Source organism: Paraburkholderia xenovorans LB400 (genome assembly GCF_000013645.1).
GTDB classification, from domain to species: Bacteria; Pseudomonadota; Gammaproteobacteria; order Burkholderiales; family Burkholderiaceae; genus Paraburkholderia; species Paraburkholderia xenovorans.
In genome coordinates this window covers 2086697-2099805 of sequence record NC_007951.1, presented here as the reverse complement: position 1 = coordinate 2099805, position 13109 = coordinate 2086697, and the positions used below count along the sequence as shown (strand labels likewise).

11 protein-coding genes are annotated in these 13109 nt (G+C 59.6%); 4 read left to right on the top strand and 7 right to left on the bottom strand.

What is annotated here, in order from left to right:
• Positions 1–9 precede the first annotated feature (9 nt).
• From BXE_RS09305 to BXE_RS09290, 4 genes are read right to left on the bottom strand one after another with little or no spacing between them, the layout of a single operon-like run.
• Positions 10–804, bottom strand: a complete 795-nt coding sequence (locus BXE_RS09305) for a hypothetical protein (RefSeq protein ID WP_011488078.1) — start codon at positions 802–804, stop codon at positions 10–12.
• Complete coding sequence (locus tag BXE_RS09300; protein WP_038456316.1) at positions 801–1655, bottom strand: ImmA/IrrE family metallo-endopeptidase; 855 nt, start codon at positions 1653–1655, stop codon at positions 801–803. The genes BXE_RS09305 and BXE_RS09300 overlap by 4 nt, the downstream gene beginning before the upstream one ends.
• Complete coding sequence (locus tag BXE_RS09295; protein WP_011488076.1) at positions 1655–1975, bottom strand: helix-turn-helix domain-containing protein; 321 nt, start codon at positions 1973–1975, stop codon at positions 1655–1657. Before BXE_RS09295 ends, BXE_RS09300 begins: the two co-directional genes overlap by 1 nt.
• Position 1976: 1 nt before the next feature.
• Entirely contained in the window at positions 1977–2267 is a 291-nt protein-coding gene (locus BXE_RS09290; RefSeq protein ID WP_011488075.1) for a hypothetical protein, read from the bottom strand.
• A 525-nt stretch (positions 2268–2792) separates the two neighbouring features.
• On the opposite strand from BXE_RS09290, the gene BXE_RS09285 reads away from it, so the two are divergent.
• A complete protein-coding gene (locus BXE_RS09285) occupies positions 2793–5933 on the top strand; it encodes an SIR2 family protein (protein WP_233518790.1) in 3141 nt (1046 codons plus the stop codon).
• Between the two features lie 202 nt (positions 5934–6135).
• Here BXE_RS09285 and BXE_RS46470 read toward each other — a convergent pair whose 3' ends face one another.
• A complete protein-coding gene (locus BXE_RS46470; RefSeq protein WP_148311793.1) occupies positions 6136–7842 on the bottom strand; it encodes a hypothetical protein in 1707 nt (568 codons plus the stop codon).
• A gap of 371 nt (positions 7843–8213) precedes the next feature.
• On the opposite strand from BXE_RS46470, the gene BXE_RS09275 reads away from it, so the two are divergent.
• From BXE_RS09275 to BXE_RS44130, 3 genes are all read left to right on the top strand, one after another.
• A complete protein-coding gene (locus BXE_RS09275; protein WP_011488072.1) occupies positions 8214–9047 on the top strand; it encodes a DUF932 domain-containing protein in 834 nt (277 codons plus the stop codon).
• A 129-nt stretch (positions 9048–9176) separates the two neighbouring features.
• Positions 9177–11417: a ParB/RepB/Spo0J family partition protein gene (locus BXE_RS09270; RefSeq protein ID WP_038456320.1), complete on the top strand. Its 2241-nt coding sequence runs from the start codon at positions 9177–9179 to the stop codon at positions 11415–11417.
• An 84-nt stretch (positions 11418–11501) separates the two neighbouring features.
• Positions 11502–11747, top strand: a complete 246-nt coding sequence (locus BXE_RS44130) for a hypothetical protein (protein ID WP_081435506.1) — start codon at positions 11502–11504, stop codon at positions 11745–11747.
• Here the strand turns inward: BXE_RS44130 and BXE_RS09265 are convergent.
• Positions 11648–12421 carry a hypothetical protein gene (locus BXE_RS09265; protein ID WP_011488070.1) on the bottom strand — a complete coding sequence of 258 codons (774 nt, stop codon included), beginning with the start codon at positions 12419–12421 and terminating at the stop codon, positions 11648–11650. The genes BXE_RS44130 and BXE_RS09265 overlap by 100 nt on opposite strands.
• Positions 12414–13106 carry a protein mobD gene (locus BXE_RS09260; protein ID WP_011488069.1) on the bottom strand — a complete coding sequence of 231 codons (693 nt, stop codon included), beginning with the start codon at positions 13104–13106 and terminating at the stop codon, positions 12414–12416. The genes BXE_RS09265 and BXE_RS09260 overlap by 8 nt, the downstream gene beginning before the upstream one ends.
• Between the last annotated feature and the right edge of the window lie 3 nt (positions 13107–13109).

The following is a 13109-nucleotide window of genomic DNA, read 5'->3' as shown; positions in this document are numbered from 1 at the left end:
GCTTCCTACTCATGTCTGGTTTTTTGGCTGCGCGCGCAGCTCATCAAGCATGTTCTGAATATCAGTTGCCAGCGGCTGCAATTGATGCGCCTTAGGGTTTCCGCGTGACAACACTGCGGCCGAACAGACAACTTGCGACAACGTCATATTCAGCTGCGCTGCAACGAATTTGCCGAGCCAGTAGAGTCCAAGGTAGTTGCCGTACGCTTTCTCGAATTGGTACTGCGTTGCGTAGAATCCCGTGACTGACAGCAGTCCGTTTTCAAGCGGAGTAAAAGAGACCTGCTGCAGGCAGGGAAACCCCTTCTGCCGCTGATTTGTGTGGTCTCGCGTCGGATCGAAGACGGAGACTTGTAACGCGCTCTTGCGGTGATTGCCACGTTGATACGAGTCGATGATAGATTCGAGCTGATTCACCGACTTCTGTACACCGTTAGGCTGATAGGCGGTGAGGCGTCGAAAATACACGCCGTACTTGTTCGCGGGGCACTTCTTGATGCCCGGCCACGCGCGCTCATAGCGTCGAAAAAGCGCGTCAGCGTCATCGTCGAGATGCGGGTTCCACATGGACATCGGGAAGATGGTATTCGCGACGGTGTTGCATTTGTTTTCCGAGAAAGCTACCAGTTCTGTGTCGAGACGCGTCCTGATAGACGGTACCTCGATTTCTCGGTTGTGTTCGAGTCCGTCAATCGTTACTACAACCGGATGACGGGTTGCTCCACCCTTTTCCATGGTAGAAAGGAAAACGTCCGCCCACGCTTCAGAAATGCTGGACGCCGATTTGAAAAGCGGCTTGATCATTCGTCTGCTTCCTCTTCGAAACGAAAACACGCTCGCCCCTTGAAGTTCTTTGGGGCCGTTCGCACGAAAGCGCTCCAACCAGTGTCGTCGTGCACAACGCGCGAAATACCTGGCGAATGCGTTTGCGCAAAACCTGCGATCCCGCTAGCAGCAAGCGCACCTTCATAGCGACAGTTTTGAGGGAAGCGAATCAGATCACCAACCTCGCAATCGACGGAGCGGCCTCGCCAGTGCTGGTCAGCCAAGATGATTTGGCGAGCGGCAGACGGTGTGCCAACGAGTTGCTGCCGTATATCCCGCGGTGCACTGCGAAGAAAGCGATCGCCGGCCGTACGAGAAATAGCCCCTATACCGTTCACCATATGATTCACAAGCGTCGCGTACCCGACGCCAAGCCAGTTGGCCAGCCCATATACGGTAATCGGATCGAGCGTGTCATAGCGAAGCTGACGACGCAACATCCCGTTTTCAAGCGCGCTTTTGGGCATCAGAAAGAACGCAGCAAAAGTGTCGGCCTGGAATTCTTTAGTATCGGTCGCGCGCCGGTATGAGCGATCACTAGTTAGCTCGTCAAACTGTTCGCCGTGGCCAAACGCATGGTGACCGAGTTCGTGTGCACAAGTGAAGTTTCGTCGCCCGAATGGACGCATACTTGACAAGACAATTGTCGGTCTGCCGCCGGAAACGTACATTCCTTCCATGGAAGGAAGATCGGCAAGCCTAACTTCGACGCCGAGCTTTTCTGCTGCATCAAGAGGCGAGACAGCGTCTTCCAGTGAGATGCCCAACCGCTTGCGCGTCTGCAGCGCTTTCGCAACCGCTGCAGTGAATAGCGACTTTTTGTCCGACATCACTTGTCCTCGCCCTTTCGCAGCATCCGCAACATATTCATCAGGCGATCGAGGTCCTGGTCGGACATCTTGCTGAGCTCCCGGGCTGCCATCAGCATGCGGGCGTCGGCCGCTTCATCCTTCACAGAACCATTGACGATCCACTCGACCGAAACGTCGTAGAGCTCCGCGAATAGATCAAGCTCATCCGCCGCGACCTTGCGCCGCCCCGCTTCAATCTCGCTGATAGTTGGGCGGTGCATGCCAAGTCGCTTCGCGACCTGGCCCTGCGAAAGCCCAGCAATCTCCCGCGCTTCCTTCAACCTTTCCGCAATGGACATCTCAGACTCCAATCGGTCCGCTCAGCTTCGGGTGCATGGCAGAAAGCATCTTCGCGACGTCCCGGATAGAAAGAGGCTTGTCGTCGGCAACAAAAATATTATTCGCTTCCAACGGCAACTCGAGCTGTTCCATGACGTCGACCGTAATTTCCACGCCGTTAAGGCTGTCGAAGCCCGGAAGTTCATCGAGCGGCACTGTCTCAGCGGTTACATTCGTTTCTTCGCGACCGCTCGATTTCTGAACGTTGGTCACCGCAACGATCAACAGTTCTTCAAGCTCAAGTTGCGTCATACGTCAGCCTTGTCAGTGCCCCGAATCGGGTGGTAAGATAATCTTACTACTAGATTTTAGATTTGGCAATGGCCCCTTCGCCCGATCCCGGAAGGCGCATGCGGGTTCATAACTGACGACAGCTACCAGAGGCGAGGACGGCCACGCAACAGGGAGCGACGATTAGCCCATGATGCTGTTAGTCGAGCATCAGATCGCAGGAGCTACTCCTGAGGCGACGACGAGGCCCTCAGCGAGGCCATCTACAGCCCGTTAACGGATTACCTGCTTGGATTTGCGAGAGTAAAAATTGGCGACATCGCGACTGTAGTACATGGCCTGTTTGCGCTCACCCGTACCGGAAGACCATATACTTACTGCGCGGCACCATCAGCGTAGAGACCGATAGTTGCAGGCATCAGTGTGACCACAGAAGATTTGACAATTCACACTCCGCACCGCGTTTTGATTTTACGTCACGAATGAAAATCCAATATGCATATTCACGCTGCGTTGCAAACGGGGAGTTCTGTAAGGCGGTTGGGCGTGGACGCCCTCGTTCGGTCGCTGGCCGTGTCCCAAGACCGTCCCTTGATGCTTTTCCTTGGCGCGGGCGCATCGATGACTTCCGGGATGCCTTCCGCTAACCAATGCATCTGGGAATGGAAGCGGGATATTTTTCTTTCGAATAATCCAGGTATCGAGGAGCAGTTTAGCGAACTTTCCCTCCCCTCCGTTCGCGACAGAATTCAAACATGGTTGGACAGGCAACGGTGCTATCCGGTCGCCGGGCATCCTGACGAATACGGTGCCTACATTGAAGCCTGTTTCTCGCGCAGTGACGATCGTCGTCGCTATTTTGAAAGATGGGTCAAACAGTCTACGCCTCACACCGGTTATAGGCTGCTAGCCGAACTCGCCGCTTCCGGTTTGATTCAGACCGTGTGGACGACAAATTTCGACGGACTCATCGCGCGTGCTGCAGTTGCCACGAATCTGACATCCATCGAAATTGGAATAGATTCCCAGCAACGACTTTACCGCGCGCCGGGTAAAGACGAACTGGCTTGCGTCTCGATGCACGGCGATTACCGATATGATCGCCTCAAAAATTCGCCAGGAGAACTCGCCCAGGTCGAAGTCCAGCTTCGTGACTCGCTCATTGAGGCCTTAAGAACGCATACCGTCGTTGTTGCTGGATACAGCGGTCGCGACGAGAGTGTGATGCAGGCATTCCGCCAATATGCGGCATCAGGTCCCGCGCGAACAGATTTGCCGCTGTTCTGGACGCAATACGGCGAGGACCCGCCTTTGGACACGGTCAGCGCCTTCCTCTCGACGAACGACGACGAGCCATCCCGCTTCATCGTTCCGGGCGTTTCCTTCGACGATCTCATGCGGCGGTTGGCGCTCTACCTGTCAAAGGGGCCGGCCAGAGACCGCGTCAATAAAATCCTCGACGAGCATGCGACAACGCCCGTTAACCAGCTCACTGCTTTCGGGCTCCCCCCTCTTCCCCCGACCGGCCTCATCAAAAGCAACGCAATTCCGCTGACACCGCCGCAGGAGCTTCTTGAGTTTGATTTGCATCAATGGCCGGCCTCCGGAACCGTGTGGGCCACGTTGAGGGAGCTTGGCGACAAACACAATTTTGTCGCCGCGCCGTTCCGATCGAAGATTTATGCGATCGCTATAGCCGAAAGTCTTCGCCTCGCCTTCGGCGAGAATCTGAAAGGGGAAATCAAACGGGTTCCCCTGAACGATGACGATCTGCGATACGAAGACGGCGTCATCAACCAGCTTGTCCGCCGTGCGACCGTCCTCGCCTTATCGGCCAAGGCAAATTGCCCGTCAGACGGAGAGTCGTTGATCTGGACATCCGAGAAGGTCGAGAATTTGCGCCTGGACAGGGTCGACTGGAAAGTTCACCAGGCCGTACTGGTCCAGATACGCCCGCTCGGAACCGAGATGGCGCTCGTCCTGAAGCCCACCCTGTACGTTACCGACAAGAGCGGAGCGATCGCACCCAAGGATACTGAGCGGCTCGTCAAGCAGCGCGTGCTGGGCTATCAGCACAACAAGGAATTCAACGACGCAACCGAAGCGTGGCGACGTCGCCTCGTGCCTCAGCGCGATTTTCATGTCCGCTTCCCTGACCATGAAGACGGTATCGATCTGACTTTCTCTGGACGACCGCTGTTTGCGCGAATCACTGACGAGCGCGAGCGTACCGTTTCACTCAGTTCCGCTCAGGAGTTAGCCGCGAGGCAAGCCGGACTTCAACTCGCAGAACCACGACTGAAATTCGCGCGCAAATCGGCAGCCGGACTGGCATTCGACACCCATCCTGTCCGAGGCCTGATCAACAACAGGCCGTTCGATTCCAGCCTCACCACGACAGGCATAGCTTCCTCCATCCGCGTCGGAATCATTGCGCCTGCCCAGGACGCCACACGAGTTCACCAGTACCTGTCCCAGCTTCACGTCGCCGCACAGCCAGGGAAGGACGCGGATTATCTCCCGCCGTTTCCAGGTTTCGCGTCCGCCTACCAGTGCCCGCTCGAGATCCCTGCGGTTGGTGAACAATCTTTCGTCCAGCTTGACGAGCCGGACAGCATGACACCCTCGTCAGCACGCGCTTTGGCCGGAGCAATCACGAGGTCGATTGCCTCCTTGAGCGCGTCGCAGCGTCCCGACGTAACCATCATTTACGTCCCCGATCGCTGGGCTCCGTTGCGCAACTACATGATCGACGATGAAGAGTTCGATCTACACGATTTCGTCAAGGCGGCGGCGATTCCGAAAGGTTGCGCCACACAGTTTGTCGAAGAGGACACCCTCCGTAACACGCAGCAGCAATGCCGCGTGCGCTGGTGGCTCTCGCTTGCCCTGTACGTGAAAAGCATGCGCACGCCGTGGACTTTGGAAGGCCTCAGCGAGAAATCCGCCTACGTGGGTCTCGGCTTCAGCGTCAAACGCAAGACGACACAGAATGCGGGCGCACACGTCGTGCTGGGCTGTAGCCACCTCTATAGCCCGAACGGCATCGGTCTGCAGTTCCGCCTGAGCAAGATCGAAGATCCAATTATGCGCAACAAGAATCCCTTCATGAGCTTCGACGATGCAAGACGGCTCGGTGAGGGCATCCGTGAACTGTTTTTCGCCGCCCAACTTCGACTTCCTGAGCGAGTGGTGATCCACAAGCAGACCCCATTCCTTCGCGAAGAACGCAGTGGGCTCCAGGCTGGACTCGAGGGAGTTGCGTGCGTAGAGCTATTGCAGATCTTCGTTGACGACACGCTACGGTATGTGGCGTCCCATCCGACCTCCGACGGAAAGTTCGAGACCGACAACTATCCCATCCGGCGGGGAACGACAGTGGTCATCGACGATCACACGGCTCTTCTGTGGGTCCACGGCGCATCTACTGCACTAAATCCCAGAAGGCACTATTTCCAGGGCAAGCGTCGAATTCCAGCCCCCTTGGTAATTCGGCGTCATGCGGGCACGACCGATTTGATGACGATCGCCGACGAAGTTCTCGGCTTGTCGAAGATGAATTTCAACAGCTTCGACCTTTACGGGCAACTTCCAGCGACGATCGAGACGTCACGCCGCGTTGCGAAGATCGGCGCACTTCTCGATCGCTTCTCGGAACACTCGTACGATTACCGTCTGTTTATGTAGGGGAAGTGCTTCCATCAATTCTCCGAGTGTTGATGTTCAGGCTGGGTTGACCCAACTGCGCCCGCAGTACTGGCTCAGGTGGGTCCGTTCTGCGTGGGCACCAACATACAGCCTTCGGGTTAGGCTGCGAGTTCAGCTCGACGGCAATGCAAAACGCACCTGGCTACAATCGCGCCGATCGGGCAATTTTCGGCACCACAGGTCAGCCAGCCACGTCATGAAGCCAGCCTCCTTCGAAAAGCTCTGCTAGTGCCTTTGTGAATGTCTGGCCAGAAATCCCCGATTGCCCCTCCAGCCGCTTTGTTCGGAGTAGCACCTGCCGCCCACCGGGATCAACTGCTTCTCGCGCAACAAGATAAAGCACTTTCGCTGCATCACCTGAAAGAGCGGCGACATCCAGATGCGCCGTTACCCCGAACGTGACATGCAGCTCATCGTCATGAGCACCCGCAAAGAAATAGGGATTAAGCCAACGCTCCTGTTTCACAAAATCATCGTATTCGAGTGCGTCGGTCAAAGCCCGTTGCATACCGCTGACAAGCAGGAAATCGTGCCGATTGCCGTTATGAAACGAAACCGCACTCTCGGTAACACACAACTTCGACGGATCGCGCTCCAGTTCGTCGATCATGTCGTCAACTTCGCCCACCGGAACGTAGCGCCAGCCGCCGTCCGACCTCAGGTGTGCTTTCGCAACGGACGCCACGTCACCCACAATGCTTTCGTATTCTTCACGCGGTTGCACGCCAACATAGTGGCAACCTAACTCCAGCGATACATCAAGCAATCCGCTGTAGTAAAACTCGTCATCGTCGGATACCTCACGCCGCAGGGCGTTCTCATACTCGTCATAGTCGACAGCGCCTCTTCCAAGTGCGTTTTTGATCGCTGCCATGCAACGTTCCCGGCTCCAGGCGATGCCATAGACGTTGTCGTCTGCGCCTGCGGGGAACGATTCATGGGACTGTGCTGCCAAGAGCACGCGATTACGGTCAAAATCATCACGCATGCGGCGCAAATCCGGCATGCTGCACATCGCCAACAGTGCTGGTAGTGCCGTCGTAACCCTATCTCGAATGCTCCTCGCCGTCTTGAGGGTATCGAGTGCAGCCACGCGAACCTCATCACGCGCGTCCACACAGAAATGGCAACTGCAGATCCCCTCTCCCCGCCCATACCCATGTCCACACGACTGACAACCGAAACGGGGCAAGCTAGTCTGGAAAAGAGCCTGTTCCGTACACGAGCTCAGGAGGCCGGTCAGGTTGTCGCACTCCGCCGAGCCGGAAACCCCGCATTGCGGACATTCAGCCTTCACCTTAACGCCTAACCCGAGCCGAGCCACATCGCGTGGCTGGCCCCATCTGGATGGATACGTTCGAGGACGCAGGATGGTCGACGTGAACCAGTCCACCGACCTGACGTTACGCATCGCATCTTCATGACTCGAAGTTGCGGCCAGCAGATACAGAACCCGCGCCGCAGCCTCCCTGGTATGGCGCAGTTCTTTCGAGACAGGCTGACTGCGCGCATTTGCAACGGTGGAGGGCCGCGGCGTCGATTTCGCATCGGCTCTGCGCACGCATGCGATCACAGTGGCGCAGTAGTCCTCGAATTCAGCCAATGCAGTGACACTACCCCGGAGGCGTGCCAGCAAGCCAGCCCGCTCTGCCTCGAGCCACTGACGAACGTTGTTCATTTCGACGGGATGCAACCTGGGTGGTTGGCGAGCCGCATAGGCCTCATGTAATTCCCTGAATGTCTCTACTTTTCGCTGATCAAAAATGCAAACCTTCCACGATTGCAGTTTGTTCAGCCACGCCTTCCCCATCGCCGCCAGCTCCCCATTACGTTGTGACTCTTTACCGTAAGTATATCTGCCGGCAGCGAGAAACCTGATCCCCTTCAATCACTTGCTGTCCCGTCCGGAAGGGTTATCCACAGCGTTGCCCCCAAAAACTGTGAATAACCGAGGCTTCGCTGTTCCTCCCGGTCGAACCCGTGTCCAGGCATCTGCGTGGCACCCGGTTTCCTGCCCTGTCCCGCGACCGTAGTCGAAGGCGGGGCGGCGTCAAGGGGCGAGGGACCGGGTTGCCCGCACCATCCCTCGCCTCCTTCCTTGACACCGCCCCGCCTTCGACTCCTTGGGTCGCACGGGCAGGAAACCGGGCACCAGGCAAAAGCAGAAGCCAACCCCGAGTTCCACCGGGAAGGTTTCACGCGCGAGCGACAAGGCCATCCCACAGCCCGTAATTCAACCCTTTTACTGTGGAGAACGCCATGCAACTCGCTTCCTCTTTCCGTTACGGCTCCCCGATGCTGAGCGCCAATACACCGCTGTCGGACGATCAAATTCACCGCGTCGCCCCGTCGATCTTCGCGGACGGCAAGCACGAAAGCCGCTCCGAACGCTACACCTACATCCCGACCATTGATGTGCTGCGCGGCCTTCGCAACGAAGGTTTCCAACCGTTCATGGTCTGCCAGACCCGCGTACGCGACGAGGCCAAGCGCGAATACACGAAGCACATGCTCCGGCTTCGCCATGCTGACCAGATCACCGGCGACGAAGCTGAGGAAGTCGTGCTGCTCAATTCGCACGACGGCACCAGCAGCTATCAGATGATCGGCGGCGTGCTGAGATTCGTTTGCCAGAACGGTCTGGTCGCGGGCGAAAACGTGGCCGATATCCGAGTGCCGCACCAGGGCAACATCGTCCAGAACGTCATCAACGGCGCATTTGACGTGCTCGACGGCTTTGATCTGATCCGCGAGCAGAAGGACGGCATGCACGCCGTCGAGCTGAATCGCGACGAGCAACACGCTTTCGCCCGTTCCGCGCTCGCGCTGCGCTACAACCCGACCGACGCCGAGGCACCGGCCCCCGTTACTGAAAGCCAGCTACTCGCTCCCCGCCGCTTCGAGGATCGCCGCGACGACCTCTGGACGGTATTTCAGCGGGTTCAGGAAAACCTCACCAAAGGCGGCCTGCACGGACGTTCGCGCAACGGACGCGCCATGTCTACGCGTCCCATCACCGGCATCGACCAGAACGTGAAGCTCAACCGTGCGCTGTGGATGCTCGCTGACGCCATGCGCCAGATGAAGGCGTAAGGGGCCACAGGGGTGGCAGCGTGCCGCCCCTTCTCTCCATTCCATCAGGAATCCTATCCGGGTCGTGTCCTGATGGAATCCGGTAGCGCCCGACCCGGAATTTCTCCTTTTAATTTTCTGGAGTCAGTCATGCAATCCCAAACCGAAACCACCACAGCCAACACCGACGAAACCGTCTCGCCGCTCGAAACCAACTTCGGCAACGAACAGCCCGTCGTCACCGTGCCGTATTCCAGCCTGCGGCCCTCGGCGCTCAACGCGCGCACGAAACCGCTGTCGAACATTCCGGCGCTTGCCGCCAACATCCGCGCGAAGGGTCTGCTGCAAAATCTCGTCGTCCACGAGATGAAGGGCTCGCGCGGTAAGCAGCGCAAGTACGGCGTCTGTGCGGGCCAGCGCCGCGAAGCCGCGCTCGACCTGCTGCATGAGCAGAAGCACATCGCGGCCGATTATCCGGTGCCCGTACGGATCGTCAGCGAAGGCGAAGCGCTCGCCATTTCGCTGATCGAGAACAGCGAACGCGAAGGACTCGATCCGTTTGACGTTCTGCGCGCGTACCGGATGCTCGCAGAGGAAGGCCACAGCGTCGATTACATCGCGGCGCTGTTCTCCGCCTCGCCGCTCACCGTCAAGCGGCGCATGAAGCTTGCCAACGTGTCGCCCAGGCTGCTCTCCCTGCTGCGTGAGGACGCGATCACGCTCGACCAGCTTGCTGCGCTCGCCCTCGCGGACGACCACGAGACGCAGGAACACATCTGGTTCGACGCGAACGAGTGGCAGCGCCAGCCGAACTATCTGCGACAGGCCATCACTCGAGCCGAGATCGACGCAAGCCGCAGTCGCCTCGTGCGCTTCATCAGCCTCGCCGCCTATGAGGCAGCGGGCGGATATGTGCGCCGCGACCTGTTCAGCGACGATGAGAACGCCGGATACATTGCCGACGCCGAACTGCTGCAGAAGCTCGTCGCGCATAAGCTCGACACGACTGCCGCCGAGGTACGTGCCGAGGGTTGGGCCTGGACGGAAACGCGCGTCGAGCGTGATTTTCTGGAACTTAACCGTTACGGCAAGCTTCGTCCGGTGCAGCGCCCGCACACAGAGGACGAGCAGCGCGAAATGGATGCCCTCACCGCGCAGCAGGACGAGCTCGCGGAAAAGATCGAGGCGCTGTCGGAGGACGACGAAGATGCCTACGAGGAAGCCGACCGGCTCAACGACGAAATCGAACGGGTCAACGCGACGATCATCGCACTCGAAAGCCGCGCACTCGTATGGGACACGCAGCAGATGGCCCAAGCAGGCGCATTCGTGATCGTCGGGCCGCAGGGCGAACTCGTCATCGAGCGCGGCCTCGTGCGGCGCGAGAACAGCGCAGCACTCGACGCGGCAGGCGCGACCGTCACCGGCGGCCCGCAAGCCGAGGCACCCGACACGCTGCCCGCGAAGGCGCCGAACGTCAAACCCGTCCACAGCGCGAAGCTCTGCCAGCGGCTCACCGCGCACCGCACCGCCGCCGTCCACGCGGAACTGATTGCGCAGCCCACCGTGGCACTCGCCGCCGTCCTGCACTGCCTGATTCCGAAGGCACTGCCCGAGCACTACGGGCGCACGTCCTCATGCGGTTATCTGGCAATCTCGGGCGAGAACAACCACGACACCCTGCTGAGTGTCGCCGACGATCTGCCCGCCAGTCCCGCATGGAACGCCGTCGAGACGCAGCGGGCTCGCTGGATCGCGGAACTGCCCGCCAAACGAGACGACCTGCTGCCGTGGCTGCTCGGACAGGATCCAGGCACGACGCTGCTCGACCTGCTCGCGTTCTGTACCGGCACACTGCTCGATGGTATCGCCGCCGAGGAAAAGCCGCATGCGATCAACCGGCTCGCGGGCGCGCTGAACCTCGACATGACCCGGTACTGGACTCCGACGCGCACTACGTATTTCGATCATGTCAGCAAGGCACGTATCGCGGAAGTCCTGTCCGCTGCCGTGTCGCCCAAGGCCGCAGCCGACCTCGACAAGATGAAGAAGGCCGACGCCGCAGCCGCCGCTGAGCTTCGGCTCGCCAAGACGGCATGGCTCCCGGAAGTCCTCACCGATCTCGAAGTCCCGGCCACGCCGTCATGGTCGAACCGCGACGACGAGGATGAGGACGACAGCGGCGATGCGGATACCGGCGACGGCACGGACGACCCGCCGAAAGGCGGGGACGCTGACGCGGAACCCGATGCCGGTAACGGGACTGAGCAGATCAACGATACATCCACCGACGCAGAAGCCGCGCCCGCCGCCGGTAGTCCGCTGAAACCGTGGCCCTTCCCGACGGCCGAGAGCATCAACAGCGAGCAATCCGGCCCGCTTGCGGCATAACCCTACCCCTCGCCCCGACAACGGGGCGAGGCAGGCGGCAAGTCTATATCCGCCTCCTGCCAGACCGAACTGGAGGACCGCGTCATGAACAACCGTGTCCGCATGGCAGTACTCGCCACCAACGCCGAAGGTTCGCCTGACCTCTACCTGACGTTCGTTGAGGCCACCGACCTGCAATACAACGAAGGCCAGCACTACGACATAGCCCTCGCCCGCGCCGAGGATGAAGGCTACCGCGCACCAATGATCGCCTTCGACCCGAACGACGCCGCAGCCGGCATGCTCCGCCTCGCCGCAGAATTCATGGAAGGCGACACCGACGAGGTGTAACCCGCGCGGGCAGACGATAACCCGTCTGCCCGCCCCCAATGGACACCAACCCACCATCCGGCCAGTCCACCCGCGCCCGCCGCCAGCAGCATCACGACCAGCCCGCCAGCGACCAGTCCGTAACACGCCCGCATGATCCGCCTCATTGCGACCCGTTCGACTGACGCGAGCGCCGCATCGAGCCGCTGCCGCTGCTCGCGCGCGGCAACCGCACTTGCGCCCACGATCCGGTTTCCGGCAACGCGGGCAATACGGCTCGCCGCCCGTTGCGTAAGTGCAGCCAGTGCCTCGTCACTCAGCGCCGCAAGCGCGGCCCGGTAGCGCGCCTCGTGCTCATCGGTCATCTGTCCGGCCAGCTCGATCGTGGCCTTGCAACGCGCGAGCGCGTCACGATGCTGAGTCATGAGCGCGTCCGTCGCCGCCCGTGCCTCCGTCCGCACGGCATCCAGGCTGCCCGCGCCTGCCTGCCGGATGCGCTCCGGCATGGTCTCGTAGAGCCGCCCGTAGTGCTCGAGCATGACCAACACTGACCACAGCGCATCGTTGTCACGCAGGTTGAGTGCGCCCGATATCCGCCGCATTCGCACCACACTGGCGTCGTCGGGTATTTCGCCGGTGACGTCGAGAAACAGGGAGGCAAGCGGATCTACCGGCCTGCCCCGCCCGCTATCCATCAACCGTGACCCTGGCGAACATTGCATCGCACAGCGAACGCCAACGCATTAGCTCGACCCGCTCACCAATATGCATCGTCTCCGCCGCTTTGCGGATCGACATGCGCTGGCTGCGAAGCTCGTCGGCAACCCGATCGGCGAGATCGGGAAAGTCCAGCGAATGACCGCGCGCTTCGATGGAGCGGCGAAGCTGCGATCCCTGATACAGCGTGAACTTTTCCGCCGGACCGAAGTAGCCATTGCGTACGACATTCGTCACCGCGTCCGGGAACGTCTTGCTGAAAGCGTGCAGCAGTTCAAGGCTGTCGCGTTGCCGGTTGATCACCCACAGGACAACAAGCCGACGCTGAAGTTCGCCAAGCGCGCCCGCCAGTGTCGCGCCGAACTGCTCGACACCCGTCTGGCTCCGCGCCGCCGTGTTGACTACGATCGCGGCATCCCGTTGCTCGTCACAAAAATTGACGAGGCCGATCCAGCCGTCTGCATCGTCCAGGTTGTAGGCGATGCAACGCATCTCATCCTGAACCGCTTTCATCACGTCCGGATTGGAGGTATCGGTTTCCACCAGCGCGGCACGAATATTCTGTCGTAGCAGATAATCGGCCAGCGCGAGTGCGACAAAGCTCTTGCCTACGCCGCCCTTGCTGCCGCCAACGAGATAAATGGGGTAAGTCGTCATGTCCATTGG

Excerpts from the sequence above, each read along its gene's own strand:
- BXE_RS09305 (WP_011488078.1), bottom strand. The coding sequence starts at position 804 with ATGATCAAGCCGCTTTTCAAATCGGCGTCCAGCATTTCTGAAGCGTGG.
- BXE_RS09300 (WP_038456316.1), bottom strand. The coding sequence starts at position 1,655 with ATGTCGGACAAAAAGTCGCTATTCACTGCAGCGGTTGCGAAAGCGCTG.
- BXE_RS09295 (WP_011488076.1), bottom strand. The coding sequence starts at position 1,975 with ATGTCCATTGCGGAAAGGTTGAAGGAAGCGCGGGAGATTGCTGGGCTT.
- BXE_RS09290 (WP_011488075.1), bottom strand. The coding sequence starts at position 2,267 with ATGACGCAACTTGAGCTTGAAGAACTGTTGATCGTTGCGGTGACCAAC.
- BXE_RS09275 (WP_011488072.1), top strand. The coding sequence starts at position 8,214 with ATGCAACTCGCTTCCTCTTTCCGTTACGGCTCCCCGATGCTGAGCGCC.
- BXE_RS09270 (WP_038456320.1), top strand. The coding sequence starts at position 9,177 with ATGCAATCCCAAACCGAAACCACCACAGCCAACACCGACGAAACCGTC.
- BXE_RS44130 (WP_081435506.1), top strand. The coding sequence starts at position 11,502 with ATGAACAACCGTGTCCGCATGGCAGTACTCGCCACCAACGCCGAAGGT.
- BXE_RS09265 (WP_011488070.1), bottom strand. The coding sequence starts at position 12,421 with ATGGATAGCGGGCGGGGCAGGCCGGTAGATCCGCTTGCCTCCCTGTTT.
- BXE_RS09260 (WP_011488069.1), bottom strand. The coding sequence starts at position 13,106 with ATGGACATGACGACTTACCCCATTTATCTCGTTGGCGGCAGCAAGGGC.